This window comes from Sulfitobacter sp. 1A15299, from assembly GCF_043556915.1.
Taxonomy (GTDB): Bacteria; Pseudomonadota; Alphaproteobacteria; order Rhodobacterales; family Rhodobacteraceae; genus Sulfitobacter.
Genome location: NZ_JBIFFJ010000013.1, coordinates 1 through 21590, shown reverse-complemented (window position 1 = coordinate 21590; position 21590 = coordinate 1). Strand labels below are relative to the sequence as shown.

Here is a 21590-nt window from a genome sequence, read left to right as displayed (position 1 = left end):
GACCCGCGTTTTCTGAATTGAATGGAAGCCCGCCCTCAGTCGGTTGCCTGAGAGGCCGAGATCAGCGCCTCCATATCCTTGATCAGCACGGTCTGGGAGGTCTCAAGCGCGATGATATCTTGCTTGCGCAGGCGGGTCAGGGTGCGGCTCACCGTCTCAATCGTCAGGCCGAGAAAATCTGCAATGTCGCTGCGGGTCATCGGGAGGGCGCAGGTGGTGTAATTGCCGATCGGCCTACCGGTCCGCTCCGCCAAGGTGATCAGGAAGGAGGCAACCTTTTCCAGCGCGGATTTGCGTGCCAGCATCATGAAGTGATCCTGCATCGCCGAAATCTCACGCAGGGCGGCGTTCAACAGCCGCTTATGGGTCTCGTGATCCCCCTCGAAATCATCGAGCGTATGGCGGCGGTGGGCGATCACCTCTGCCGCCCCGATCGCCTCGCAATCGCTGTGATGCAGCGCGCCATTGGGAAAGCCGATGATGTCGCCGGGCAGGCCAAAGGCGATGACCTGCCGCCGCCCGTTGTCGAGCACGCGGGTCAGGCGAAACACGCCCGAGGTGATCTCATAGATATGGTTGGCGATATCGCCCTCGCGAAACAGGTGGCTGCCGACCGCCTGCCGTTTGCGCGGCGATTGCGCGGCGGGGGTACGGGGGCAAAGCTGCGCCTCGGGCACTTTGGTTGCGGGGGTGAACTCATTGGATAGCGTCACGTACATGCGATCGTCCTTTCTGCGGCGCGGTCACATTCTCAGGCGCATGTCGCAGAACGACCTGTGGTCTTGTATCCGTTTGTAACGCTTTGTCGCAGGGGATGGCGTGGCGGGTGGTGCTCGCTTGGGTTGCGGACTATACAAACGCAACTTTTGGGGTGATGGGCGTGACCGCGAAGAAGATCCTTGTTGTTGATGACGATGCCAAGATCCGGACGCTTCTGAGGCGCTGCCTTGAAAGCGACGGCTACCTTGTGACCGAGGCGCATGACGCGCAGAGCGTGCGCGCGGCCTTCGCGGCGGAGGCTTTCGATCTGGTGACCTTGGATCTGAACCTCGGCGCGGAGGATGGGTTGGACATCGCGCGCGACCTTCGCCGCGATCATGACGTGCCGATCTTTATGGTGACGGGCAAGGACGATGTGATCGACCGCGTTGTCGGGCTGGAGCTGGGCGCGGATGACTATCTGACCAAACCCTTCCATGTGCGCGAGGTCTTGGCCCGCGTAAAATCCGTCCTGCGGCGCAGCGGCAAGCGCGAGGCGGAGGTGCCCGCACCGCGAAATGCAGAGCCGTGGCTTGCCCTTGATGGGCTGAAGATCAACCTCGACCGGATGCTGCTGGTGGGCCGTGACGGGCAGGAGGGGGATCTGACCACGGCTGATTTCAAACTTCTGGCCGCCTTCGTGAACCACGCGAAAAAGCCCTTGTCGCGCGACCGGTTGATGGATCTGATCGACGGGCAGAATTGGGCGCCTCTGGACCGCACCATCGACAACCAAGTGGCGCGGCTGCGCAAGAAGGTCGAGCGTGATCCGGCGCGTCCGCTGTTAATCAAAACGGTGCGCGGGCTGGGCTATGTGCTGACCGAAAGCCCCACCGCCACCTCGGGTTAGTCCTGTAGCAAGGCGCGAAACGCCTCGGCCAGATCCGCTTGCCTATAGGGTTTGCGCAGGAGGGCGAAGGCGTGGCTCTCTTCCTCGCCACGCAGGACGTTTTCGGAAAAGCCCGAGGTGATCAATATCCGCAGGTCGGGCATTTCCGCCGCGACCCGTTTGGCCAGCGCATGGCCCGAGAGCTCCCCCGGCATCACCAGATCGGTAAAGACCACGTCGATGTCGTCACGGTCTTGCAGGATGTCCCACGCCGCATCGCCGGTGGTCGCTGTGACGCAGTCGAACCCCAGCGATACCAGCCGTCGCTCTGACAGGCGCAAGACCATCGGATCATCCTCGACCAGCAAAACGCGCAGGCCGGTGCCGATCTGGGCGTGCGGCTCTGGCGCGTCGCTGGATGCCGCCCGCGTGCCGGTGCTGTCCACGAGGGCGGGAAAATAGAGGCTGATCGTCGTGCCCTTGCCCAACTCGCTGTAGATCGCGATATGCCCGCCGGATTGCTTGATGAAACCGTATACCATCGACAGGCCCAGCCCCGTGCCTTGGCCGACCGGTTTGGTCGAAAAGAACGGCTCCATCGCGCGGGTGCGGGTCTCGGCGGACATGCCTTCGCCTGTGTCCGCGATCGACAGGCGGATGTAGTTGCCCATGTCGATGCCGATCTCCTGCGCGACATAGGTGTCGTCAAGCTGCATGTTGCGCGTCTCCAGCGTTATCTTCCCGCCCCCAGGCATGGCGTCTTGAGCATTCAGCGCGATGTTGAGCACGGCGGTCTGAAGCTGGGTGGCATCCACCTTGGCCTGCCACAGATCCTCGGCAAAACCCGTCTCGACCGCGATATGCGCGCCGATGGTGCGTTTGAGCATCGCCACGGCTTTTGAGACTTCGGCATTGAGGTCGATCTCCGCCGCGTTCAGCGTGGTTTTGCGGGCAAAGACCATCAGCCGCGATGTCAGATCCGCCCCGATCTCTGCCGCCTCCAGCGCGTCCGAGATCAACGCGCCGCTTTTGGCCGAGGTTTCCGACATCTCCAGCAGTTCTAGATTGCCGATCACGACCGTCAGGAGATTGTTGAAATCATGCGCGATGCCGCCGGTCATCTGGCCGATGGCGTCCATCCGTTGCGAGCGGGCGGTGGCCTCCTCGGCGGCTTTTCGGCGCGACAGATCGTGCATGATGCCGACAAAGGCGACCTCGCCCGCGATATCGGCGCGGCCCACGGAAAGATGCAGCGGGAAGACACTGCCATCGGCGCGCAGCCCTTCCACATCACGGCCCACGCCGATGATGCGTTTCTCTCCGGTCTCAAGATGGTGGCGCAGAAAGCCGTCATGTTGAACGGCCATGTCCCCGGGCATCAACATGCGCACGTTTTGTCCCACCAGATCCTCGACCGGATGGCCGAAAAGCGTGGCCGCCGCTTTGTTCACCCGCAGGATATTGCCTGCGTGATCGGCCACCACCATGGCATCGACGGCGGCGTCCAGAAGGGCCAGTAGAACGGGGCTTTCGTCGTTGATCTTCATGCGAGGGGTCCGTCTGTAGGGGCTGCGGGGCAGGGCATCCGATAGCGTGAGAGGGGGCGGGGGCGCAATGCGGAGCGATGCGTCACGTGTCCGAGGACTGCGTCCTCGACCACGCCGGCCCTACCACTGGATCGCTTCGAGATAGTCGAGCAGATTGGCGAAATCGGTTTCCAGCACCTCGCCATCCGCACCGCCATTGGGGTAGACATGGCGCAGGCCGACGGCGGAAAAGTCCGGCATGGGCGAGGAGGGGTCGTCCTTCGCAAGCTGGCCCATGACGAAGCGGCTGACAAACTCGCGCGGGAAATAGCCGTCATTGCGTTGTTTCAGCCCGGCGAGGTCCGGCGGCACCACATCCAGATGCAGGGACATCGGACCGCCCCCTTCGCCCTGCGCCCCGTGGCAGGCGGCGCATTCCTTGGCATAGACCCGCTGCCCCGCGCGCAGCCGGCCGGTATCCTCAGAAGGCCCCTCCGAACAGGCGGAGAGGAGGGCGCAGGAAAACCCGGCGAGGGCAGCGAGGTGAGGGCGCATAGGGGCGGTTCCTTTCGACGGGTTTTAGTGCGACAGAAGCACAGGAAAGGCGCTTTGTTCAATCAGGCTGCGGGTCGTGCCGCCAAAAACCATCTCGCGCAGGCGGGAGTGGTCATAGGCGCCCATGACGATCAAATCGGCCCCGGTTTCTTTGGCGCGTTTCAGGATGGCGGTGCCAATGTCCTCGCCTCCGCTGGCATATTGCTGCACCGCGACGTTGCAGCCTTGGTGGGTCAGCCAAGCGGCGACATCGGTGCCGGGGTTTTCCCCGTCATAGGCCGAGATCGAGATCGGATCGAAAAGCGCCACCGTTACCTCGCGCGCATTGCGCAGGGTCGGCAAAGCGGCGCGGATCGCCCGCGTGGCGGGAATGCCTGCTTTCCATGCAACGAAGACCGATTGCGGGGTCAGGGCCACCTTGGCCTGCGCGGTGTTGAGCAGAACAGGCGCGGCGGTCTCGAAGAGCGCGGCATGCACGATGTCCTCGAACAGGCGGCTGTCCTCGCGCAGGTCCGTGCCGATAAGCACAGCGTCACAGGTCAGACCCGCCCGCGCCACCGTGTTGCGCAAGGCCGAGGCATCGGCACAAACCGCGCGCACATCCGCGCTGGCGCCTTGATCGGTGAGATACTGCGAAAATTCCGCGCGCTGTTTCTCGACCGCCTCGCGGGCCGCGTCCACATCCGCCTGCCAGCCCGCCGGGAGTGAATAGGTGCTGAGTTCGCCCACCCCCATCGAATAGACCGGGAGGGCAGGGGTTTCGCTGAGCAAAAGAACGATCAGATGGGTGCCCTGGGTCTGCGCCGCGCGGGCGAGGGGCTCTAGCTGATTGGGCCGGGCTTCGACCCCCAGAACGACTGTGATTGTGGCATTTTGCATGGCGACGCTCCTCATGTGACCACGGCCACTATGGGGCGGGCCGGGCGCGGCTGCATTGATCTGGATCAAGCGGGAGGAGGACTGCGGAAAGAACCGGGGCAGGCGGCAAGCGCGGGAATGTGGTATCGCCCCCGCGCAAAGGGGGGCGATACCTGCGTCCGTTAAAAGCTGATCGACGCGGTCAGGCTGACGGTGCGGCCCGGTTCGGTCAAGGGCACCACATTGGCAAGCCCAAGCCCATCGGAGCTGCGGCTTGCATAGGTCGCGTCGAACAGGTTCTGCACGTCCATGCGCAGGTTCAGGTTCTGCATCCGCCGCGGTTTGTATTCCGCGTAGAGATTGACCACCTCATAGCCGTCGAGCGACACATCGGTATCGTCGTTCTCCAAAGCGATCTGCGCGGTCGCCCCAATGCGCCATTCCTCGGTCACGTCATAGCCGGCTTCGAAGCCAAAGATATGGCCCACCGGACGGCCAAGGTAATAGGCAGTTGTGGCGGTGGTGGCGTCGTTGGTCTGCACATCGGCATAGGTGTAGTTCAAGGTCGCGAAGCCGCGCGCGCCGGTATAGGTGACCGATCCGTCGAAGCCGCGCGATGTCAGATCGTCCACGGCACCGCGTGCGCCGCTCGAAGGCAGAACGGCGTTGATGTCTTCGATCTCAGTGTCGAAAAGCGCGCCTTTGACCGCCCAAGGGCCGCTGTCATAGCGCAGGCCCAGACGCACCGCATTGGCGCGCGAGGTGGTGAAGCCGTCATAAGTCCACGGGGTGCGGAAGTTGACCAATGCTGCCTCGCCCAACTCATACCCGCCCCAGCTGGAGGCGGCCCCGGCGTTGAGGGTCCATTGATCGTTCAGGACGTAATCGACCGAGCCGTTGACGCTGGCGCCGCTGGCGTCGAAATCGGTCCCATCCGCGCCTTCGAAGGATGCCCAATCATAGCGCCCGCCGTAGGATACGGAAATGCGGTCTGACAGATCCTGCCGTGCCTGTGCGAAGATGCCGATATTGCTAAGCTCTTCGCGGCCGCTCGACCTGCGCGGGCTGACCGTGTTGTCATAGCCTTCGGCGCTTTCGTCAAAGAAATCGACACCGACATTCACGCTGCCGTTGCGGAGCGTGAAGTCGTTGCTGAGCACACCGCTGAGGCTTTTGTTCACGCCATAGAGCGAGCCTACGTCCATCGCCTGCTCGTTGTAGCTGAGCTGCGCATAGGGCGCCCAGATGCCCGAGGGGTTCTCATCCTCATAGGTCAGCGTATAGGAGGTGCGCTGCGACAGCGCTTCGTAGAGCACCGTGTCGCGCCCGATCACATCGGCAAAGTCGGGGCGGATGAAGCCACCCTGAGACGCGCGCAGGCCACTGTCAGTGGTCTCGGAGGCCGAAAAGCTCAGACGTTTGCCGCTTTGCGAGGTATAGGCGAATTTCGCGATATAGTCGGTCAGGTCCGCCCGCGTGCCGGTGATGGTGCTGCCGGACCCGTCTTCATAATCGTCGCCCGTCGCCCGGGTGCCGCTCAGCAGATATTCGAAACCGTCGTTCTGCCCGAAAAGGGTCAGGGTATTGCGGAAGCCCTGGCCATTGCTGCCATAGGACAGCGTGTAGCGGCCCCCAAAGGGATCATCCCCGTCCAGCAAATCGCGGGCGTCCTTTGTGGTATAGGCGATGGAGCCGGCCAGCGCGTTTGGCCCCTGATCCGCCGGGGCAAGCCCCGCGCTGACCTCGACGGATTTCAGCAGGGCCGGATCCAAAAGGACGTTGCCGGTATGGTGGAAGGCCGATTTGTTCTGCCGTGCGCCATCGATGGTGACGGAAAGCAGGCTCTCCTCGATCCCGTTCACATAGACCTTCTGCGCGATCGGGGCGCCGCCGCTGGCGGTGATCGCAGATTCGCCGGCAAAGACATCGGCCACGGTGGCCGGGTTGCGCTGTTCAATTTCGGTTTCGGTGATCTCGTCATTGCCCAAAACAGCCTGAGCGGCTGAGGTCTGAATGCGCGGCACGCCGAGATCGAAGGCCGTGTCGTCTTGCGCATGAGCAAAAGTAGCGGTCGAGCACATCAGCCAAGAAAGCGCGACACGCTTGGCGGTGTTGGTTTTCATTTTATTGTCCCTTGTAGAAATCCGTGGCTGGCTGGGACTCATGAAACCGCTTGCTTGCTCTGCGCGGATAGTTGCGACAATCCGCCGAAATGTTCAAGGCGCGGATTTGGTCAAAGCGGGACGGTGTCGGCTGGGCCGTTGGATTTCTACCCAGGTGCGTAGTCTTTAAGCGGATCGGTTTGGAGGAAGGTGACGTCGCGGCTTGCGCGGCGACTGACCTGTGTCTTCGTATCGGGGAAATTGGCACCACGCCCAAGGCGTGAGTGGCGGAGAGACAGGGATTCGAACCCTGGGAACCCGTGAAGGCTCAACGGTTTTCGAGACCGCCCCGTTCGACCACTCCGGCACCTCTCCGCGGGGGTCTGGGGGGTCCGTTTAGTCGCCTTTTCCGGCAGTGGCAAGAGGGGTTTTGCGCAATACATGAAAGTTTGGGGATTTTCATTGCGCCGAGGCTGGTAGAGCCTAAGTTTAAAGGCAGAATTCTGCGAAAGGACCGCCCATGTTTCGCCAAAACCGAATGATTGCAGCCCCCTTTGTTGTCGCGTTGATGCTGCTCGTCGCGCTTGCTCTGCCGCTGCGGGCGGCGGATCGCGGCGCGCTGGAACGGTTCTTGGAAGTGACCGGCTTTGACGTGGCGTTGGAGAGCATTCGCCTGTCCGCCGATTCCGCGCCTGAAATGTTGGGGCTGCAAAGCGAGGATTTCGGCTCGGAGTGGTCGCGTCTGGTGCGCGATGTCTTTGACACTGCGTTGATGCACGACATGGCGATGGATATCCTTGCCGAGACGCTCAGCGATGACCTGTTGGATCATGCCGCCGGGTTCTATGCCTCCGATCTGGGCCAGCGTTTGGTGGCGGTCGAGAACAAGGCGCATATGGCTGAGGATGACGGGTTGAAGGCCGAAAGCGGTGCCGCCATCATTGCGGGGCTTGAGCGGATCGGCTCCCCCCGGTTGGAGACCCTGCGGCGCTTGAACGTGGCCAGCGATGTCGAGGAAATCTCGGTCCGGGCCATTCAAGAGGTGCAGATCCGCTTCCTTCTGGCCGCCGCGGGGGCCGGGGTGATCGAATTGCAGATGGAAGAGCCGGACCTGCGCGAGGCGATGCGGGCGCAGGCGGATGAACTGGGCGCGCAGATCGCCGCCAATGCACTCGCCAACGCCGCCTATACCTATCAATCCTTCTCGGACGAAGACCTTGCCGCCTATGCCGAGGCGTTGGAGCATCCCAAGATGCAGCAGGTCTACACGCTGATGAACGCCGTTCAATATGAGATCATGGCCAACCGGTTCGAGGCCGTGGCGGCACGGCTTGCGGCCATGCAGCCCAGTCAGGACATCTGATGCGGGCTTGGGTTTTCGCGCCGCTTCTATGGCTTCTGGCGCTGCCCGCTTGGGCCGACGCGCGGATGACCGTGCTGGTCGATCTGTTGGAGCTTCGCCAAGCGGCGGTGATCCTCAGCGACGAAGGGCAGGCCCATGCGGAGGTGCTGAATCAAGAGATGCTGGGCGGGCAGGGCGGTCCGGGCTGGCAGATGCAGGTCGAAAGCATCCACGATCCCGAGCGTATGGTCGAAATGGTGCGCCGCGCCATGGAGGAGACGATGACGACGGACGATGTCGAAGAGGCGATCACCTTCTATGCCACCGAACTGGGGCGGCGGATTGTCGGGCTGGAGAATGCCGCCCGCGCCGCCATCGCCGAGCCTGAGGTCGAGCAGATTGCGCGGGCGAACTACGGGGTGCTGGCGGGGGACGGTGATCCGCGGGTGGCTTTGATCCGCCGTTTGATCGACGCTTCCGATATGATCGACCGCAATGTCGGCACGACGCTGAACAGCAATTTCCAATTCCTGCGCGGCATGCGTGATGGCGGTGCGTTGGAGGACAGTGACGAAAACCTCCTGGCCGATGTCGGGGGCGATCTGGATGCGGTGACCGAAGACACCTCCGTCTGGTTGCACGCCTATATGCTGCTGGCCTACCATCCTTTAAGCAATGCCGAGATCGCGCAATATGCGGCCTTTGCCGAGACGGGCGCGGGCCGGGCGCTCAATCGCGGGCTTTTCGATGGGTTTGGCCGGGCCTATGAGGATATCTCCTACGGGCTGGGGCGGGCACTGGCGCTGAACATGGTGGCCGAAAGCCTCTGACAGGTCCAAGGGCAGCGCCCAAGAAAACCTGCTTGACTTGCCCCGCCATTCCGTAGATAAGCCCGCATCCCGGCGGGTAATCCGTTTTCGGGATTGTTTTTTAATGACGCCCCATGGGCGCGCTGTTCGAGGCGGATCGGCCGGAAAGCCATCTACAAACTCCCAGGCGGGGGCCACAGAACGCGGATGACAGAAAAGGAAGACGCATGTTTGCGGTCATCAAGACAGGCGGCAAGCAATACAAGGTTCAAGCAGGCGATATGCTGCGCGTTGAACGTATTGCGGCCAATGCTGGCGAAACAGTCCAGTTCAACGAAGTTCTGATGCTGGGCGGCGACAGCCCCGTGCTCGGCGCGCCCACGGTCAAAGATGCAGGCGTTCAGGCCGAAGTCGTTGATCAGATCAAAGGTGAAAAGGTCATCAACTTCGTCAAGCGCCGCCGGAAGCACTCTTCCAAGCGCACCAAGGGGCACCGTCAGAAGCTGACGCTGGTCAAGATCACCGACATCCTCGCCTCCGGCGCAGAGAAGTCGGGCGTATCCGAAGCTGTCGGCACCGGTTCCGTGAGCGCCGCCGCCGTGGCCGCGATCACCGGCAAGACCGATGAGGCTGCGCAGATCAAGAAGGCCAAGAAGGCGAAAGCCACCAAGGCCGCTCCGAAAGCCGAGAAAGCCGACAAAATGTCGGAAGCCGGCGCGGACGATCTGAAGGCGCTGAGCGGCGTTGGCCCCGCACTTGAGAAAAAGCTGCACGAAGCGGGCATCACCTCTTTCGCTCAAATCGCAGCATGGACCGAAGCGGATATCGCTGAAGTTGACGAGAAACTGTCTTTCAAAGGCCGTATCCAGCGTGAAGGCTGGGTCGAACAGGCCAAAGAAAAGACCAAAGGCTAAGGAGAGACCGAGATGGCACATAAAAAAGCAGGCGGTTCATCCCGTAACGGGCGCGACTCAGCTGGTCGTCGCCTTGGCGTGAAAAAATACGGCGGCGAAGCCGTCATCCCCGGCAACATCATCGTGCGTCAGCGCGGCACCAAGTTTTGGCCTGCCGAAGGCGTTGGCATGGGCAAGGATCACACGATCTTTGCAACCGTCGACGGCGCTGTGACCTTCCACAAGGGTCTGAAAAACCGCACGTTCATTTCGGTTCTGCCACGCGCGGAGGCCGCTGAATAAGCCGTACCCCAAAGGGTTTGAAAAAATCAGGGATCGGCGATACCGCCGGTCCCTTTTTCTTTTCGGGAAGACCCCCCAATGTTTTTGTTTTCCAGTTCAGGGCCCATTGGCCTGCCGGGCCGTTTTTCCGCTCTTTGCGGGGTGCGGCTGAATTTTGATAAAGTCGTTACATTCGGCAGGGAGGAATATGTCGAATGTGTCAACGCCTCGGTGCGCGGCCTGCGCGTGATCGGGGCAGGGGCGGCCCGTTTGGCCAAAGGCCCCCAATCCAGTCTGTTCGGAGGAGGAACATGACGATGCAGTTGGAAGCGATTGTGAACCAACCCCTTATTGAGACAGAGCGGTTTGATCTGCGCCCGGTGCGCCGGTCCGACATGGGCATGATCGAGATGTATGCCAGCGACCCGAGGGTCGCCAATGCCACATCTTCGATCCCGCATCCGCTGCCGCCCGGCAGTGTCGAAGCCTATGTCACCCGCGCCATGTCCGATGACCGTGAAGAAGATGTTTGGGTCATGGATGGCACTCGGGCGGACAGTTCCGAAGTGATGGGCGTGATCTCCCTCACCCGACTGGACCGCAACCAATCCGAAATCGGCTATTGGGTGGCCCCGGCGTTCTGGAACACCCATCTGGCCTCGGACGCGGTGCAGGCTTTGGTAAACGCCAACCCCTTGGGCAATGACGCGCTTTTTGCCTCTGTTTTCCATGACAACCCGGCCTCGGCCAAGGTGCTGACAAATGCGGGTTTTGTCTATCTTGGCGACGCAGAAACCTATTGCTTGGCCCGCGATGCTGCCGTACCCACATGGACCTATAGCCGCAAGCTCTAGCTCCGTTTCCCGTGCCTGAAAGGCAAGACCATGAAGTTTCTCGACCTGTGCAAAGTCTACATCCGATCCGGCGCCGGAGGCGGCGGCTGTGTATCGTTCCGGCGTGAGAAATACATCGAATATGGCGGCCCGGACGGCGGCGATGGCGGCACCGGCGGCTCGGTCTGGGCCGAAGCGGTCGATGGGTTGAACACGCTGATCGACTTTCGCTATCAGCAACACTTCTTCGCCAAGAACGGCCAGCCCGGTATGGGCAAACAGCGCACGGGTAAGGACGGTGAGGATATCATCCTGCGGGTGCCCGTGGGCACGGAGATCCTCGACGAAGATCAGGAGACCGTCATCGCCGACCTGACCGAGCTTGGCCAGCGCGTGCAGCTTGCGCGCGGCGGCAATGGCGGCTGGGGCAACCTGCATTTCAAATCCGCGACCAACCAAGCCCCCCGCCGTTCGAACCCCGGGCAGGAAGGGGTTGAGCGGACCCTCTGGCTGCGGCTCAAGCTGATCGCCGATGTCGGCCTGCTGGGCCTGCCGAATGCGGGTAAGTCGACGTTCCTTGCAAGCACGTCGAACGCGCGGCCCAAGATTGCTGATTACCCCTTCACCACGTTGCACCCAAACCTTGGCGTGGTCGGTGTGGATAACACTGAATTCGTGGTGGCGGATATTCCCGGCCTCATCGAAGGCGCTTCCGAAGGGCGCGGTCTGGGCGATCTTTTCCTTGGCCATGTCGAGCGTTGCGCGGTGTTGTTGCACCTCATCGACGGCACTTCCGAAACCGTGGCGGAGGATTACCACACCATCATCGGAGAGCTGGAGGCCTATGGCGGCGATCTGGCCGAAAAGCCGCGTGTCACTGTGTTGAACAAAGTTGACGCTTTGGATGAGGAAGAACGTGCAAGTCGTTTGAAAGAATTGGAAAAAGCCTCTGGCGGCAGCGTGATGATGATGTCCAGTGTGGCTGGCGAAGGCGTGACGGACGTATTGCGCACCCTGCGCCAGAACATCGACGAAGACCGCCTGCGTTTCCGCAGCACCGAGGAAGAAGCGCCTTGGCAACCCTAAGCACCGCGCGCCGCGTCGTCATCAAGATCGGCTCCGCCCTTTTGGTGGACCGCGACAGCGGCAATCTGCGCCGGGACTGGCTGACCGGATTGGCGCAAGATGTCTTGTGGCTCAAGGGCTTGGGCTGCGATGTTGTGCTGGTATCCTCGGGCTCAATCGCGCTTGGCCGGGGTGTTCTGGGTCTCCCGCCGACTGCTTTGGCGCTGGAACAGGCGCAGGCCGCCGCGGCGGTGGGGCAAATCCGCCTTGCCCGGGCCTATGAAGAGGTGCTGGCCCCCTATGGGATCACCACGGCGCAGGTTCTGGTGACCTTGGAAGACAGCGCCAACCGCCGCCGCTACCTCAACAGCCGCGCGACCTTGGAGCAGCTGCTCTCGCTTGGCGTGGTGCCCATTGTGAATGAGAATGACACGATCGCCACCGATGAAATCCGCTTTGGAGACAATGACCGTCTCGCCGCGCAGATCGCAGTGACAGTGGGCGCGGATCAGTTGATCTTGCTTTCTGACGTGGATGGTTTCTACAGTGCCAACCCCTCGCAGGATCCGACTGCGAAACGCTACGATGTGATCGAGAGCATCACCCCCGAGATCGAGGCGATGGCCGGTGATGCCGGGTCGGGCCTGTCCAAAGGTGGCATGAAAACCAAATTGATGGCCGCACGCACGGCGACGGCGGCAGGCTGCGCGATGGCGATCACCGATGGGTTCGTCATGCGACCGCTCACCGCGCTCGAAGGGGGGGCGAATGCCACTTGGTTCAGCGCGCAGAGCGATCCGCAGGCCGCGCGCAAGCGCTGGATCGCCGCGATGAAGCCGCGCGGGGCGGTGACCTTGGACGCCGGAGCCGTGGCGGCTTTGGCGCGGGGCACGTCGCTCTTGCCCGCCGGGGTAACCGCTGTTGAAGGGCGGTTTGAGCGGGGCGACAGCATCGCCATGTATGACCCCGCCGGTCACGCCGTGGGCCACGGCCTCAGCCGCTACTCCGCCGAGGAAATCGGCCAGATCAAGGGGCGCAAAAGCGCGGAGATCGAGGCGCTTTTGGGCTATCCGGGGCGTGCGGCTTTGATTCACCGCGACGACATGGCGCTTTAGGCAAAGATGAAGACAGGGGCATAAGGCTATGAACGACATCGAGAATATCTCTGAACTGATGGCCGATATCGGCGCCCGCGCCCGTGCAGCGGCAGCCGAGCTGGCGACCGCGACGGCCGAGCGTAAACATGCCGCCCTGATCAGTGCCGCGGATGCGGTCTGGAAAAACCGCACCGAGATCATTGCCGCCAATGAGCAAGACCTCGCCTTTGGCCGCGACAAAGGGCTGTCGGATGCGATGATGGACCGGCTGATGCTGAACGAAGAGCGCATTCGTGGCATGGTCGACGGGCTGCGCTCGGTCGCGGAACAGGTCGATCCGGTGGGTGAGGTGATCGCGGAATGGGACCAGCCCTCGGGCCTTAACATTCAGCGCGTGCGCACGCCGCTCGGCGTGATCGGTGTGATCTATGAATCGCGGCCCAATGTGACGGCGGATGCGGGCGCGCTCTGTCTCAAAGCGGGCAATGCCGTGATCCTGCGCGGCGGGTCCGAGAGTTTCCATTCATCGCGCGCCATCCACGGCTGCCTGCAACAGGGGCTGCGGGATGCGGGGATGCCTGAGGATGCGGTGCAACTGGTTCCGACGCGCGACCGGGCGGCGGTGCGAGAGATGCTGACGATGACCGACACCATCGACGTGATCGTGCCGCGCGGCGGCAAGGGGCTTGTCGGCTTGGTCCAGCGTGAGGCGCGGGTGCCGGTCTTTGCCCATCTGGAAGGCATCGTGCACATCTATATCGACGCAGAAGCGGACCCCGAAAAAGCGCTGAAGGTCGTGCTGAACGCCAAGACGCGGCGGACCGGCATCTGCGGCGCGGCGGAATGTCTTTTGATCCATGAGGATATCGCCAAGACCATTGGCAACGGCGTGATCCGGGCGCTGATCGACGCGGGCGTCGAAGTGCGCGCTGATGCAGCCTTGCAGGATGTCCCTGGCACGGTGCCAGCCAGCGATGGGGATTGGGGGCAGGAATACCTCGATATGATCGTGGCGGCGCGGGTTGTCCCCGATCTGGATGCTGCGATGGCGCATATTCGCCAGTATGGATCGGGGCACACCGATTGCATCCTGACCGAGCATGCCGAGACCGCCGCGGCGTTCTTTAACGGGCTGGATTCGGCGATCCTGATGCATAACGCCTCGACCCAGTTCGCGGATGGGGGAGAGTTCGGCATGGGCGCAGAGATCGGCATCGCCACGGGCAAGCTTCATGCCCGCGGCCCCGTTGGTGCGGCGCAACTGACGAGCTTCAAATACCTCGTGCGTGGCGAGGGGACGGTGCGCGGCTGACCTTTAGAACGAGAGGGTCAGTGCCGTTTCGCCGCTGTCGAGCGTGATTTCTTTCCCCTGTGCTTCGGCCAGAATCGGCAAAAGTGCGAATTGAACCTGCGCGGGCTGTAGCCGCCTGTCCGCCCCGGGCTGCGTCAGCAGCGCCCAAAGTTCAGGGTCTACCGCGATCTTGTCAGCCTCGGCCCTTAGGGACCAACGGCCCGCCTCTTCGGCGATGGTGATCCGCCCGCCGTGGTGCAGGGCCGTCTCGATGCAGAGCAGCGCGAGGAAGGCCATCCGCACGCCATTGCGCGATTGCGGGCTCGTGATCTGCCAATCAATCTCAACCCGTGAGGCGGCATAGAGGTCGCGCAGGATCGAGGTCACCTCGTTCTGGCCCATGGTCTGATCGCCCGCAGCCCCAAAGGCGATGCGGAAAAAGCGGATCCGGGCCGAGGCGCTTTCGACGCTTTGGCCGATCAAGGCAAGCTCCGGCCCCGGGGCGGCCCCAGTGCCCGACATCTGAAGCAGTTCAAGCCCGTTGTTGATGGCCCCGATTGGCGATATCAAGTCGTGGCAAATGCGGCTGCCGATCAGGGCGGGCAGGTCGATGTTAAGCTGGTCCATGGTGGCCCCTTAGAATGATTGGAGACGGCATGGATGATCTGAACGCGCTGCTGACGCCGGGCATGTTAGTGATGCATCCGCAGCATCCCGAATGGGGCACTGGGCAGGTGCAAAGCAATATCGGCGGCAAGGTGACGGTCAACTTTCGTGACCAAGGCAAAGTGGTCATAGACAGCTTTCGTTTGGAATTAATGCCGGTCTTTGATGAGGGATGACCCTTTCCAAATCCTTAACGGTGGAAGAAAATTTTCTTAAAGCAACCATAGGGAGAGTAGCCGATTTCCGCTTTCCCCGCAACTGTTGCGCCCGCGCAGCCGATTGCCTATCAGGCGGAGACTTTCATTTCGGGCATAGGATTGGCCGATGCCGCGGGGCGTAGCAGCAGATTTTCAGGTCAGCTTGGCACAGACGGAGGCCGATGTGCAGGCGGCGCAGCGGCTGCGCTACGACGTTTTCGTGCGGGAGTTGGGCGGCGGCGGGCCGATGGTGGATCACGCCGCCGGGTTGGAGCGGGATCGCTTCGATCCCTACTTCGACCATCTGCTTTTGACCGACCGGCGCAGTGGCAAACTGGCGGGTGTCTACCGGGTGATGCGGGGCGATATGGCCGCGCGGGCAGGGGGCTTCTATTCGGCGGCGGAATACGATCTGGCGCCGCTTGTCCAGTCGGGGCGTAAGCTGTTGGAATTGGGTCGTTCTTGTCTTGACCCAGCCTATCGTGGCGGCACGGCGATGCACCACCTTTGGGCCGCACTTGCGGGCTATGTCGCCGAACATGAGATTGAGGTTCTCTTTGGTGTGGCGAGCTTTCACGGCACCGACACCGCAGCTCTGGCCGGGCCGCTGTCGCTTTTGCACCACCGGCATTTGGCACCGTCCGACCTGCGCGTCCGCGCGCGCGAATACGTGCCCATGGACCTGATCCCCGAGGCCGAGTTGGACCGGCGTAAAGCCATGTTGGCGGTGCCGAGCCTGATCAAAGCCTACCTTCGGCTGGGCGGCACCGTGGGCGAGGGGGCTTATATCGACCGCGCCTTCAACACCACGGATGTCTGCCTGATCCTTGATACGAAACAGATGAGCGCGCGGCAGATGCGTTTTTATGGCGGGGGTGCTGCATGAGCACGACGTGGGACAGCGATCAGCCGCCGCCAGAGCGGCGTTTGACGCCCGCCGGGATGCTGCGCGTACTGCTCCGCGGTGCGGGCTTGGCGCTGCTGGTCTTCGGCGGATTGCTGGTCTTGCTGCTGCTGCGCGTGATTGAGCGCCCGATCTTTGGTCTGCATCGGCCCATTACCCCGCATATCACACAGACGGTATGCCGCGCGGCGTTCTGGGTGCTGGGCATGCGTTTTATCCGCCGCGGCACCCCGATGGAAGGGCGCGGCGCGGTGGTGGCCAACCATACCTCATGGCTCGATATTTTCGCGCTGAACGCAGCCAAACGGATCTATTTCGTCTCCAAATCCGAGGTGGCGGGCTGGCCTGGCATCGGCTGGTTGGCGCGGGCGACGGGCACCGTCTTTATCCGCCGCGACCGGGCTGAGGCGCGCACCCAGACAGAGGTGTTTCGGACGCGGCTCTTGGCCGGGCATAAGCTGCTGTTTTTCCCCGAGGGCACCAGCACCGACGGGCTGCAGGTGCTGCCCTTCAAGACAACGCTGTTTGAGGCCTTCTTTGACCCAGCCTTGCGGGATGAGATAGCGGTCCAGCCGGTCAGCGTGATCTACAACGCGCCTGAGGGCGAAGATCCGCGGTTTTATGGCTGGTGGGGGGATATGTCCTTTGGCGCGCATCTGCTGACGACATTGGCTGCGGCACGGCAAGGCGCGGTTGAGGTGGTCTATCACCCGCCGCTGCCGGTGGCCGAATTCACCGGGCGCAAGGCGCTGGCGCAACGCTGCGAAGCGATGGTGCGCACAGGCCATGCGAAAGTCATGCCCGACCGCGAGCCGCGCCTGCAATAAGCCCCTTGCGCTGCGCCGCGCGCTGGCCTATACGCGCCCCACTTGAACCCGCAGTCGGGGTTGGGCCTTTTGGGGAGAAATCCCAGATCGTCCGCCGGTTGGCAGCATGAGGCTGTCATACCCCCGATGAGGCTAAACCGGAAAGGTATAAAGACATGGCTCTTCCCGAGTTCTCCATGCGCCAACTGCTCGAAGCAGGCGTACACTTTGGTCACCAGACACAGCGCTGGAACCCCCGCATGGGCCCGTATATCTACGGCGCACGCAACGGCATCCACATCATGGACCTCACGCAGACCGTCCCCATGTTGGACGAAGCGCTGAAAGTGATCCGTGACACCGTCGCCAAGGGCGGCAGCGTTCTCTTCGTCGGCACCAAGCGTCAGGCCGCTCAGCCGATCGCCGAAGCCGCAGAGAAATGCGCACAGTATTACATGAACCACCGTTGGCTCGGCGGTACGCTGACCAACTGGCAGACCGTTTCGCAGTCGATCAACCGTCTGAAAAACATCGACGAACAGTCCGAGCGTGGCTTTGAAGGCCTGACCAAGAAAGAGCGTCTTGGCATGGAACGCGACCAGGCGAAGCTGGAAGCGTCGCTGGGTGGTATCCGCGAAATGGGCGGCCGTCCTGACCTGCTCTTCGTCATCGACGTGAAGAAAGAGTCGCTGGCCATCGCAGAAGCCAACAAGCTGGGCATCCCGGTCGTGGCCGTTGTCGACACCAACTGCTCGCCCGACGGCGTTGACTACATCATCCCTGGCAACGACGACGCGGCCCGCGCCATCGCGCTTTACTGCGATCTGGCATCGCGCGCTGCTCTCGATGGTATGTCGGCTCAGCTGGGTGCGGCAGGCGTTGATCTGGGCGCCATGGAAGAAGCTCCCGAAGAAGAAGCCGTGAGCGAAGAAAGCACCGGCGTCGAAATCGGCAACGCGTCCGAAGAGACTCTGCACGACGATGCCATGGGCAAAGACGCGCCGCTGGACATCGAATCCAAGAAAGAGACCGTCGCCAAAGCCGAAGGCTAAGCGTCACGGACCTGAAACACGGGGCAGGGTAACCTGCCCCGATTTCCAACAGAGGCGGGCCTTGGGCCTGCACCCGATTTCCAAAGGAGAACCAAGAGATGGCAATCACAGCATCCATGGTCAAGGAACTGCGCGACAGCACCGGCGCAGGCATGATGGACGCCAAGAAGGCACTGACAGAAAACGACGGCGACATGGAAGCCGCTGTCGACTGGCTGCGCACCAAAGGCCTGGCTAAGGCGGCGAAGAAATCCGGCCGTACAGCTGCCGAAGGTCTCGTGGCTGTTAAGGTCGAAGGCGGCCATGGTGTCGCGGTTGAGGTGAACTCCGAAACCGACTTCGTCGGCAAGAACGCCGAATTCCAATCCATGGTCAGCAACATCGCCGATGCCGCGCTGAAAGTGGACGATGTCGAAGCGCTGAAAGCGGCTGAGATCGACGGCAAGACCGTGGAAACCATCCTGACAGACGCCATCGCCAAAATCGGCGAGAACATGTCCCTGCGTCGCATGCAGAGCATCGAAGGCGAGACTGTGGTCTCCTACGTCCACAACGCCGCCGCACCCGGCATGGGCAAGATTGGCGTTCTGGTCGCCATGAACGGTGGCAACGAGGAACTGGGCAAGCAGATCGCGATGCACATCGCCGCTGTGAACCCCGCGTCGCTCTCCGAAGCTGATCTGGACCCGGCCGTGGTCGAGAAAGAAAAGCAGGTTCAGATGGACATCGCCCGCGAAAGCGGCAAGCCCGAAGCCGTGATCGAGAAAATGATCACCGGCCGTATGCAGAAGTACATGTCCGAAGTGACATTGGTAAACCAGTCCTTCGTCGTGAACCCTGACCTGACCGTCGGCAAGGCCGCCGAAGAAGCCGGCGCGACCATCACAGGTTTCGTGCGTCTGGAAGTTGGCGAAGGCATCGAAGTCGTCAAAGAAGACTTCGCAGCGGAAGTGGCGAAAGCCGCCAAGGGCTAAGCCCTCTCGACATGATGAATACGGGGCGGTGCATCGCGATGCGCCGCCCTTTTTCATGGGCGACAGATGCAGCGGCTCGAAACATCACAACGGGGTCTGGAAGGGGCAGGGGGAGGATCCGGCCAGCCAGGCGAAAAATAAACCTGACTGAGACCGGCGAGCCAAAAAGCGCCTTGGTATTACAAGGATTAAGGGCCCGTCGTACCGCCGGTGCGAACACCCGCGATACTGGCGGACCATGGCCATCTACTACCTGAGGTGCCAGTAAGGTATTCCATACCCTAATATATTACGAATCCATCACAAACATCTGGTTCGCAAATGCCGCTTTCAGCACCGCCTGAGCCGTCGTCTCGACCGACAAAGCCTCCCGCGCGAGGCGCAGGTGCTTCTCGACCGTAGGCGCCGTCAGACCCATCAGCAGGGCGATATCCTGCGTGGTCTTGCCATCTCCGACCCATTGCAGCACCTCCAACTGGCGGCGTGTAAGGCTGCGATTGGGGCTGCTATAGGGCAGGGAGAGGATCTTCAGATGCGCAATCTCATTCATCAGTTGAATGTCGGTGCCATGAGCGGCCCAAATCGCATCCGCCTCGGCCTGGGAAAGACCACGCCGCGCCGTCAGCGCGATCGCCCCTTTGGACCGCGCCGAGATAGATCGGAAACTGATCGTATAGCCCGCGGTTACGCCCATGCTGGCGTTGAAATCAATCACCCGTCTCTCGGTTTCAGACAGGCCATCGCGCGCCGTCACCTCCGCCAAAGTACCCCAGCTACAGGCGCCTTCGTTGTTCAGCGCCCAACGCAGCATCGGCGCGTTGAAGTAGAGCCCGCTGTGGAGGTAACCATTGAGGTATTCCGTGCTTTGATTGCTCAAAATCACGAAATCCGCCGGGTCGCCCAAAGAGGTCGGTGTGCGATAGCGCGTAAAGCCGTAAATCAGCCGGTCGAACCCATAGTCAGCCATCTGTCGCGTATGGGCATCCCAGAGTTCTTCGATTGTCGGGCTATGCGCGATCTGATGAAGATAGTCGCGCAAATTCATTAGCTTACGATATGACGTTGAAGGGCTTGAATGGCCAGAACATAACCGTGGACGCCAAAGCCGCAAATCTGCCCAAGGGCCACCGGCGCGATATAGGACGTGTGGCGGAAACTTTCACGGGCGTGAATGTTGCTCAGATGCACTTCGACCACAGGCAGTTCGACCGACGCAATAGCGTCCATCAAGGCGATAGAAGTGTGCGTATAGGCGCCGGCATTCAGAATGATACCGGCATGTTGGCCGCGCGCCGCATGGATCATATCAATCAGCGCGCCTTCGTGGTTCGACTGCGCAAACTGCATCTCAAGACCCAGCCGCGCGGTTTCCTCGGCACAGAGTGCCTCAACATCCGCCAAAGTGGTCTTGCCATAGACTTCAGGCTGCCGCGTGCCCAAAAGGTTTAGGTTCGGGCCGTTCAAAATAACTACAGACGCCATAATCACTCACATTAAATCATCTAGATAGTGTTAACGGAGCAAAACTGGCGCTGTCCAGCGTCAGGTGGCATTGCGGTGCTACTGTGGCGAGAAAATCGCAACAACAGGGCCAGATGTGTGAACTCACGCTGAAGTGCAGTTCCTGATATGTCGCTTTACTCCCACCGGTTCTGTATTTCCATCAGGTTGCTTTCAAAGACCTCAGCGGGCGTCCGGTAGCCAAGGCACTTGCGCGCCGTCGGTGCGGTTGATCTTGGCAGGTATCGACGCAGCCTATTGTTCGTATTTTCAACAGTGCCTTTCTGATAGGGCGCTTGCGGGTCACAGAACCAGGCATCCGCTCCGATCTCGGCCTTGAGATATTTCCAGGCCGAGAACTCGGTGCCGCGGTCGAAGGTGATCGACTGGCGCGCGTCGGCGGGCAGGGGAACCAGCCCGTTTATCAGGGACTCCATGATCGGTTTGGATTGGCGATCTTCATTACGCATCACGACGGCATAGCGGCTGACGCGCTCCACCAGTGACGTCACGTTTACCTTCCCATGCTCCTTGCGGAACATCATCAAGTCGCACTCCCAATGGCCGAATTCTAAGCGTTCTGAGACACGCTCAGGCCTGTGTGACAGGCTTTGAATGTCGAATATGTGGGGTCTGTTGTGCCTGCGTTAACCACGCGGCCGACGGCGGCGGCGATGCTCAGGGAGATGGCGGTAGAACTGTTCCTCGCGACCGTCTTTGGAATAGGCAAAGCGATAAATCGTCTCGTGGCTTACGCGGATCGGGTGCCGTTCGAGCCGCATCCTGCCGGCTATCTGTTCGGGCGACCAGCCAGCCTTCAGGCGGTCCTCGATGGCGGCTTTCAAATCAGGGTGAATGATCATCTTGCGAGGGATCGCGCGGCGCTGCTCATATTTGTCCTGAGCGACGAGCGCGTGATACCCGTTTAGCTCAGGCAGTTCGCCGTCCGTGTACCGATTACGCTTAATGTCTTGGTAGATCGTGGAGGGGTCGCGACCCAGTCGATCCGCGATCTCTGAAATCGGCATTTTGGCTTCAAGCCACTTTGCAAGCTTGCGACGTTCGTCCAGCTTCAGGTGACAATAGTGGGTTCCCATTCTTCATACTCCATGCAACTCTCTGTATTCGTACAGAATTTGCACTTCGTTTGTGAATCCACCCGGCTACAGGTACTGTAAACACCATTCAGAAATGTCACTGGGTTTGCAAAGTAGAAATGTCACCAGCGTGAGCGACGGAAGCAAGGCTTT

Annotated in this window: 23 protein-coding genes, 1 tRNA gene and 1 pseudogene; 15 read left to right on the top strand and 10 right to left on the bottom strand. The window is 61.4% G+C overall.

Features of this window, described 5'->3' with window-relative positions; genetic code table 11:
• Positions 1-35 precede the first annotated feature (35 nt).
• On the bottom strand, positions 36-719 hold the full coding sequence (locus ACGYK7_RS12990; protein ID WP_394402734.1) for a helix-turn-helix domain-containing protein: 684 nt from the start codon (positions 717-719) through the stop codon (positions 36-38).
• 155 nt (positions 720-874) lie between these two features.
• Here ACGYK7_RS12990 and ACGYK7_RS12985 point away from each other — a divergent pair, with 155 nt between their 5' ends.
• Complete coding sequence (locus ACGYK7_RS12985; protein ID WP_394402733.1) at positions 875-1609, top strand: response regulator; 735 nt, start codon at positions 875-877, stop codon at positions 1607-1609.
• Here the strand turns inward: ACGYK7_RS12985 and ACGYK7_RS12980 are convergent.
• The 5 genes from ACGYK7_RS12980 to ACGYK7_RS12960 form a co-directional block, all read right to left on the bottom strand.
• Positions 1606-3135 (bottom strand): PAS domain S-box protein, encoded by a 1530-nt coding sequence (locus ACGYK7_RS12980; RefSeq protein WP_394402732.1) that lies wholly within the window; start codon positions 3133-3135, stop codon positions 1606-1608. The two genes, ACGYK7_RS12985 and ACGYK7_RS12980, sit on opposite strands and share 4 nt — an antisense overlap.
• Before the next feature lie 120 nt (positions 3136-3255).
• Complete coding sequence (locus ACGYK7_RS12975; RefSeq protein WP_394402730.1) at positions 3256-3669, bottom strand: c-type cytochrome; 414 nt, start codon at positions 3667-3669, stop codon at positions 3256-3258.
• A 24-nt stretch (positions 3670-3693) separates the two neighbouring features.
• Positions 3694-4548, bottom strand: coding sequence for a universal stress protein (locus tag ACGYK7_RS12970; protein WP_394402728.1), 855 nt, complete (start codon positions 4546-4548; stop codon positions 3694-3696).
• A gap of 161 nt (positions 4549-4709) precedes the next feature.
• Positions 4710-6650, bottom strand: a complete 1941-nt coding sequence (locus tag ACGYK7_RS12965; protein WP_394402726.1) for a TonB-dependent receptor domain-containing protein — start codon at positions 6648-6650, stop codon at positions 4710-4712.
• Between the two features lie 264 nt (positions 6651-6914).
• Positions 6915-7004, bottom strand: a tRNA-Ser gene (locus tag ACGYK7_RS12960).
• 145 nt (positions 7005-7149) lie between these two features.
• Between ACGYK7_RS12960 and ACGYK7_RS12955 the strand changes: the two genes are divergently transcribed.
• The 9 genes from ACGYK7_RS12955 to ACGYK7_RS12915 all read left to right on the top strand — a co-directional run bounded on the left by ACGYK7_RS12955 (position 7150) and on the right by ACGYK7_RS12915 (position 14262).
• Complete coding sequence (locus ACGYK7_RS12955; RefSeq protein ID WP_394402724.1) at positions 7150-7992, top strand: DUF2059 domain-containing protein; 843 nt, start codon at positions 7150-7152, stop codon at positions 7990-7992.
• Entirely contained in the window at positions 7992-8801 is an 810-nt protein-coding gene (locus ACGYK7_RS12950) for a DUF2059 domain-containing protein (RefSeq protein WP_394402722.1), read from the top strand. The genes ACGYK7_RS12955 and ACGYK7_RS12950 overlap by 1 nt, the downstream gene beginning before the upstream one ends.
• Before the next feature lie 206 nt (positions 8802-9007).
• Positions 9008-9694, top strand: a complete 687-nt coding sequence (locus tag ACGYK7_RS12945; protein ID WP_394402721.1) for a 50S ribosomal protein L21 — start codon at positions 9008-9010, stop codon at positions 9692-9694.
• A 12-nt stretch (positions 9695-9706) separates the two neighbouring features.
• The gene (rpmA, locus tag ACGYK7_RS12940; RefSeq protein WP_067262095.1) at positions 9707-9976 is read left to right on the top strand and encodes a 50S ribosomal protein L27; all 270 of its coding nucleotides are present in this window, start codon (positions 9707-9709) and stop codon (positions 9974-9976) included.
• 78 nt (positions 9977-10054) lie between these two features.
• Complete coding sequence (locus tag ACGYK7_RS12935) at positions 10055-10270, top strand: hypothetical protein (protein ID WP_394402720.1); 216 nt, start codon at positions 10055-10057, stop codon at positions 10268-10270.
• A gap of 2 nt (positions 10271-10272) precedes the next feature.
• Positions 10273-10809, top strand: coding sequence for a GNAT family N-acetyltransferase (locus ACGYK7_RS12930; protein WP_067262104.1), 537 nt, complete (start codon positions 10273-10275; stop codon positions 10807-10809).
• 30 nt (positions 10810-10839) lie between these two features.
• Complete coding sequence (gene obgE / locus ACGYK7_RS12925; protein WP_394402718.1) at positions 10840-11874, top strand: GTPase ObgE; 1035 nt, start codon at positions 10840-10842, stop codon at positions 11872-11874.
• Positions 11862-12968: a glutamate 5-kinase gene (gene proB / locus ACGYK7_RS12920; protein ID WP_394402716.1), complete on the top strand. Its 1107-nt coding sequence runs from the start codon at positions 11862-11864 to the stop codon at positions 12966-12968. The genes obgE and proB overlap by 13 nt, the downstream gene beginning before the upstream one ends.
• A gap of 28 nt (positions 12969-12996) precedes the next feature.
• Positions 12997-14262 (top strand): glutamate-5-semialdehyde dehydrogenase, encoded by a 1266-nt coding sequence (locus tag ACGYK7_RS12915; protein ID WP_394402715.1) that lies wholly within the window; start codon positions 12997-12999, stop codon positions 14260-14262.
• 3 nt (positions 14263-14265) lie between these two features.
• Here the strand turns inward: ACGYK7_RS12915 and ACGYK7_RS12910 are convergent, their stop codons facing one another.
• Positions 14266-14868, bottom strand: coding sequence for a histidine phosphotransferase family protein (locus ACGYK7_RS12910; protein ID WP_394402714.1), 603 nt, complete (start codon positions 14866-14868; stop codon positions 14266-14268).
• 29 nt (positions 14869-14897) lie between these two features.
• Between ACGYK7_RS12910 and ACGYK7_RS12905 the strand changes: the two genes are divergently transcribed.
• The 5 genes from ACGYK7_RS12905 (at position 14898) to tsf (ending at position 18840) form a co-directional block, all read left to right on the top strand.
• A complete protein-coding gene (locus ACGYK7_RS12905; RefSeq protein ID WP_067262087.1) occupies positions 14898-15083 on the top strand; it encodes a DUF3553 domain-containing protein in 186 nt (61 codons plus the stop codon).
• 148 nt (positions 15084-15231) lie between these two features.
• Positions 15232-15990: a GNAT family N-acetyltransferase gene (locus ACGYK7_RS12900; protein WP_394402712.1), complete on the top strand. Its 759-nt coding sequence runs from the start codon at positions 15232-15234 to the stop codon at positions 15988-15990.
• Entirely contained in the window at positions 15987-16835 is an 849-nt protein-coding gene (locus ACGYK7_RS12895; protein ID WP_394402711.1) for a lysophospholipid acyltransferase family protein, read from the top strand. The genes ACGYK7_RS12900 and ACGYK7_RS12895 overlap by 4 nt, the downstream gene beginning before the upstream one ends.
• 155 nt (positions 16836-16990) lie before the next feature.
• Entirely contained in the window at positions 16991-17866 is an 876-nt protein-coding gene (gene rpsB, locus ACGYK7_RS12890; protein ID WP_394402709.1) for a 30S ribosomal protein S2, read from the top strand.
• Positions 17867-17964: 98 nt separating this feature from the next.
• Positions 17965-18840, top strand: a complete 876-nt coding sequence (tsf, locus tag ACGYK7_RS12885; RefSeq protein WP_394402707.1) for a translation elongation factor Ts — start codon at positions 17965-17967, stop codon at positions 18838-18840.
• 289 nt (positions 18841-19129) lie between these two features.
• On the opposite strand, the gene ACGYK7_RS12880 is transcribed toward tsf, so the two are convergent.
• The 3 genes and pseudogenes from ACGYK7_RS12880 to ACGYK7_RS12870 all read right to left on the bottom strand — a co-directional run bounded on the left by ACGYK7_RS12880 (position 19130) and on the right by ACGYK7_RS12870 (position 21437).
• Complete coding sequence (locus tag ACGYK7_RS12880; RefSeq protein ID WP_394402705.1) at positions 19130-19885, bottom strand: LuxR family transcriptional regulator; 756 nt, start codon at positions 19883-19885, stop codon at positions 19130-19132.
• Positions 19885-20322 (bottom strand): type II 3-dehydroquinate dehydratase, encoded by a 438-nt coding sequence (gene aroQ / locus ACGYK7_RS12875; protein WP_394402703.1) that lies wholly within the window; start codon positions 20320-20322, stop codon positions 19885-19887. Before aroQ ends, ACGYK7_RS12880 begins: the two co-directional genes overlap by 1 nt.
• 155 nt (positions 20323-20477) lie before the next feature.
• Positions 20478-21437: pseudogene (locus ACGYK7_RS12870) on the bottom strand (IS30 family transposase).
• Positions 21438-21590 lie beyond the last annotated feature (153 nt).

Excerpts from the sequence above, each read along its gene's own strand:
- ACGYK7_RS12990 (WP_394402734.1), bottom strand. The coding sequence starts at position 719 with ATGTACGTGACGCTATCCAATGAGTTCACCCCCGCAACCAAAGTGCCC.
- ACGYK7_RS12985 (WP_394402733.1), top strand. The coding sequence starts at position 875 with ATGGGCGTGACCGCGAAGAAGATCCTTGTTGTTGATGACGATGCCAAG.
- ACGYK7_RS12980 (WP_394402732.1), bottom strand. The coding sequence starts at position 3,135 with ATGAAGATCAACGACGAAAGCCCCGTTCTACTGGCCCTTCTGGACGCC.
- ACGYK7_RS12975 (WP_394402730.1), bottom strand. The coding sequence starts at position 3,669 with ATGCGCCCTCACCTCGCTGCCCTCGCCGGGTTTTCCTGCGCCCTCCTC.
- ACGYK7_RS12970 (WP_394402728.1), bottom strand. The coding sequence starts at position 4,548 with ATGCAAAATGCCACAATCACAGTCGTTCTGGGGGTCGAAGCCCGGCCC.
- ACGYK7_RS12965 (WP_394402726.1), bottom strand. The coding sequence starts at position 6,650 with ATGAAAACCAACACCGCCAAGCGTGTCGCGCTTTCTTGGCTGATGTGC.
- ACGYK7_RS12955 (WP_394402724.1), top strand. The coding sequence starts at position 7,150 with ATGTTTCGCCAAAACCGAATGATTGCAGCCCCCTTTGTTGTCGCGTTG.
- ACGYK7_RS12950 (WP_394402722.1), top strand. The coding sequence starts at position 7,992 with ATGCGGGCTTGGGTTTTCGCGCCGCTTCTATGGCTTCTGGCGCTGCCC.
- ACGYK7_RS12945 (WP_394402721.1), top strand. The coding sequence starts at position 9,008 with ATGTTTGCGGTCATCAAGACAGGCGGCAAGCAATACAAGGTTCAAGCA.
- rpmA (WP_067262095.1), top strand. The coding sequence starts at position 9,707 with ATGGCACATAAAAAAGCAGGCGGTTCATCCCGTAACGGGCGCGACTCA.
- ACGYK7_RS12935 (WP_394402720.1), top strand. The coding sequence starts at position 10,055 with ATGTTTTTGTTTTCCAGTTCAGGGCCCATTGGCCTGCCGGGCCGTTTT.
- ACGYK7_RS12930 (WP_067262104.1), top strand. The coding sequence starts at position 10,273 with ATGCAGTTGGAAGCGATTGTGAACCAACCCCTTATTGAGACAGAGCGG.
- obgE (WP_394402718.1), top strand. The coding sequence starts at position 10,840 with ATGAAGTTTCTCGACCTGTGCAAAGTCTACATCCGATCCGGCGCCGGA.
- ACGYK7_RS12915 (WP_394402715.1), top strand. The coding sequence starts at position 12,997 with ATGAACGACATCGAGAATATCTCTGAACTGATGGCCGATATCGGCGCC.
- ACGYK7_RS12910 (WP_394402714.1), bottom strand. The coding sequence starts at position 14,868 with ATGGACCAGCTTAACATCGACCTGCCCGCCCTGATCGGCAGCCGCATT.
- ACGYK7_RS12905 (WP_067262087.1), top strand. The coding sequence starts at position 14,898 with ATGGATGATCTGAACGCGCTGCTGACGCCGGGCATGTTAGTGATGCAT.
- ACGYK7_RS12900 (WP_394402712.1), top strand. The coding sequence starts at position 15,232 with ATGCCGCGGGGCGTAGCAGCAGATTTTCAGGTCAGCTTGGCACAGACG.
- ACGYK7_RS12895 (WP_394402711.1), top strand. The coding sequence starts at position 15,987 with ATGAGCACGACGTGGGACAGCGATCAGCCGCCGCCAGAGCGGCGTTTG.
- rpsB (WP_394402709.1), top strand. The coding sequence starts at position 16,991 with ATGGCTCTTCCCGAGTTCTCCATGCGCCAACTGCTCGAAGCAGGCGTA.
- tsf (WP_394402707.1), top strand. The coding sequence starts at position 17,965 with ATGGCAATCACAGCATCCATGGTCAAGGAACTGCGCGACAGCACCGGC.
- ACGYK7_RS12880 (WP_394402705.1), bottom strand. The coding sequence starts at position 19,885 with ATGAATTTGCGCGACTATCTTCATCAGATCGCGCATAGCCCGACAATC.
- aroQ (WP_394402703.1), bottom strand. The coding sequence starts at position 20,322 with ATGGCGTCTGTAGTTATTTTGAACGGCCCGAACCTAAACCTTTTGGGC.